At 50.3% G+C, this 1,644-nt stretch carries 17 tRNA genes; all 17 read right to left on the minus strand.

Going from position 1 to position 1,644, the window contains the following annotated elements:
* Positions 1–12: 12 nt before the first annotated feature.
* The 17 genes from FC30_RS07035 to FC30_RS07115 all read right to left on the minus strand — a co-directional run bounded on the left by FC30_RS07035 (position 13) and on the right by FC30_RS07115 (position 1,579).
* Positions 13–84 (minus strand) — tRNA-Glu (locus FC30_RS07035).
* A 7-nt stretch (positions 85–91) separates the two neighbouring features.
* Positions 92–179: transfer RNA gene (locus FC30_RS07040), tRNA-Ser, on the minus strand.
* 3 nt (positions 180–182) lie between these two features.
* Positions 183–256, minus strand: a tRNA-Ile gene (locus FC30_RS07045).
* Between the two features lie 12 nt (positions 257–268).
* Positions 269–339, minus strand: a tRNA-Gly gene (locus FC30_RS07050).
* Positions 340–354: 15 nt separating this feature from the next.
* A tRNA-Phe gene (locus tag FC30_RS07055) sits at positions 355–427 on the minus strand.
* A gap of 7 nt (positions 428–434) precedes the next feature.
* Positions 435–507: transfer RNA gene (locus tag FC30_RS07060), tRNA-Asp, on the minus strand.
* A 3-nt stretch (positions 508–510) separates the two neighbouring features.
* Positions 511–584 (minus strand) — tRNA-Met (locus FC30_RS07065).
* 9 nt (positions 585–593) lie between these two features.
* Positions 594–683 (minus strand) — tRNA-Ser (locus FC30_RS07070).
* A 46-nt stretch (positions 684–729) separates the two neighbouring features.
* A tRNA-Ile gene (locus FC30_RS07075) sits at positions 730–803 on the minus strand.
* An 18-nt stretch (positions 804–821) separates the two neighbouring features.
* Positions 822–895, minus strand: a tRNA-Met gene (locus FC30_RS07080).
* A 27-nt stretch (positions 896–922) separates the two neighbouring features.
* A tRNA-Pro gene (locus FC30_RS07085) sits at positions 923–996 on the minus strand.
* A 5-nt stretch (positions 997–1,001) separates the two neighbouring features.
* Positions 1,002–1,075, minus strand: a tRNA-Arg gene (locus FC30_RS07090).
* 17 nt (positions 1,076–1,092) lie between these two features.
* Positions 1,093–1,178: transfer RNA gene (locus FC30_RS07095), tRNA-Leu, on the minus strand.
* Positions 1,179–1,207: 29 nt separating this feature from the next.
* A tRNA-Gly gene (locus tag FC30_RS07100) sits at positions 1,208–1,279 on the minus strand.
* Between the two features lie 5 nt (positions 1,280–1,284).
* A tRNA-Thr gene (locus tag FC30_RS07105) sits at positions 1,285–1,360 on the minus strand.
* A 69-nt stretch (positions 1,361–1,429) separates the two neighbouring features.
* Positions 1,430–1,502: transfer RNA gene (locus FC30_RS07110), tRNA-Lys, on the minus strand.
* Positions 1,503–1,506: 4 nt separating this feature from the next.
* A tRNA-Val gene (locus FC30_RS07115) sits at positions 1,507–1,579 on the minus strand.
* Positions 1,580–1,644: the final 65 nt, after the last annotated feature.

Genomic DNA, 1,644 nt, shown 5'->3' on the forward strand with positions numbered 1-1,644 from the left:
TATATATTTTGATGACCCGTACGGGATTCGAACCCATGTTACCGCCGTGAAAGGGCGGTGTCTTAACCACTTGACCAACGGGCCATATTAACGGAGAAGGAGGGATTTGAACCCTCGCGCCGTGTTACCGACCTACACCCTTAGCAGGGGCGCCTCTTCAGCCACTTGAGTACTTCTCCAGATGGGCCTAAGTGGACTCGAACCACCGACCTCACGCTTATCAGGCGTGCGCTCTAACCAGCTGAGCTATAGGCCCATTTAACACTTAAGCGGGTGACGAGAATCGAACTCGCGACAACAGCTTGGAAGGCTGTGGTTTTACCACTAAACTACACCCGCATATAACGTTGTTAATGGCGCGGGACGGAATCGAACCGCCGACACAAGGAGCTTCAATCCTTTGCTCTACCGACTGAGCTACCGAGCCATATTTACGGTCCTAACCGGATTTGAACCGGTGATCTCCTGCGTGACAGGCAGGCGTGATAACCCCTACACCATAGGACCATATTGCGGGAGCAGGATTTGAACCTACGACCTTCGGGTTATGAGCCCGACGAGCTACCAGACTGCTCCATCCCGCGATAATAAAAAGGAGGATAAGAGATTCGAACTCTTGCGTGGTTTGACCCACCTGACGGTTTTCAAGACCGTTCCCTTCAGCCAGACTTGGGTAATCCTCCATAATATTTAGTTACATACTATGATCCATCTAATAAATAGATCAAATGGACCTTGTAGGACTCGAACCTACGACCGGACGGTTATGAGCCGTCTGCTCTAACCAACTGAGCTAAAGGTCCGAGGCACTAGTACGTAAATCGCGGCGGAGGGGATCGAACCCCCGACCTCCCGGGTATGAACCGGACGCTCTAGCCAGCTGAGCTACACCGCGATGTTGATTTTAAGAACTTTCGTTCAATCGGGAAAACAGGATTCGAACCTGCGACCCCCTGGTCCCAAACCAGGTGCTCTACCAAGCTGAGCTATTTCCCGATATATGCACCCAGCAGGAGTCGAACCTGCAACCTTCTGATTCGTAGTCAGACACTCTATCCAGTTGCGCTATGGGTGCGTATTATTAATATTTAATGCCGAGGACCGGAATCGAACCGGTACGGTGATCACTCACCGCAGGATTTTAAGTCCTGTGCGTCTGCCAGTTCCGCCACCCCGGCATGATCAGCTAATATTAAATTATTGATCAAGCGGAAGACGGGATTCGAACCCGCGACCCCCACCATGGCAAGGTGGTGTTCTACCACTGAACTACTTCCGCATTAATGGTGCCGACTAGAGGATTCGAACCTCCGACCCTCTGATTACAAATCAGATGCTCTGCCAGCTGAGCTAAGTCGGCGCTAAAAACAAGTGACTTAATCATTTTATAACAATTATAAATAATTGTCAAGTGCTTTTTTTGTTTTAATGAGTCGTGACAGGCTCGAACTGTCGACCCTCTGATTAAAAGTCAGATGCTCTACCGACTGAGCTAACGACTCATGATGGAGGATACAGGGCTCGAACCTGTGACCCTCTGCTTGTAAGGCAGACGCTCTCCCAACTGAGCTAATCCTCCATAATGATAGCGTGGCAACTTCCTACCCTCGCAAGGGGCGATCCCCTAACTACTATCGGCGTTAC

Origin of the sequence: Ligilactobacillus animalis KCTC 3501 = DSM 20602 (assembly GCF_001434535.1) — a bacterium.
Taxonomy (GTDB): domain Bacteria; phylum Bacillota; class Bacilli; order Lactobacillales; family Lactobacillaceae; genus Ligilactobacillus; species Ligilactobacillus animalis.